The sequence below is a fragment of the Leptolyngbya sp. CCY15150 genome (assembly GCF_016888135.1).
Taxonomy (GTDB): Bacteria; Cyanobacteriota; Cyanobacteriia; order RECH01; family RECH01; genus RECH01.
The window spans coordinates 1-464 of record NZ_JACSWB010000091.1; the positions used below are offsets into that span (position 1 = coordinate 1).

Here is a 464-nt window from a genome sequence, read left to right on the forward strand (position 1 = left end):
CACCCGTCTGGTCTAGTTGGGCTCTGAGCTTGCGCTGCCCCAAACTATAGACGAGTAGGGTCAAGACCATGACGAGGGCGAGGGCTTCTACTCGTTGGGGCTTTTTGACAAAGACGCTACTCGTGAAGAAGAGCGGGTCTTTGAGGAAACGAAAGCCACGCTCAACCTGCTGCTGTCCCTTGTACTCGCGCAGTAACCGTTCGGCAGGATAGGTCTGCGCGTCTAGGACATTGGTTGCCAGGATGAAGCGTCGATGGCGCTGTTGGCACTGAACCTCGTACTCAGCCGTGCGTTCCAGGGTCGCTTGCCACGGATACCCTATCGTCGGTGGCTCTGAGGGGTTAGCCCGCTTGGGGCGACCGGGGGAACGCTTAGCGGCAACCGCCACCAGGGTGACCTGAGTGAGTTTATAGCCGGTGAGGGTGTCCTGAAAGCGCATCAGCGCTGAGATGGCATCGGGTTTA

At 58.6% G+C, this 464-nt stretch carries 1 protein-coding gene; it reads right to left on the reverse strand.

Going from position 1 to position 464, the window contains the following annotated elements; genetic code table 11:
- Positions 1-464: IS1634 family transposase (locus tag JUJ53_RS25380; protein ID WP_239124674.1), on the reverse strand; the 464-nt coding region annotated here is incomplete at both ends.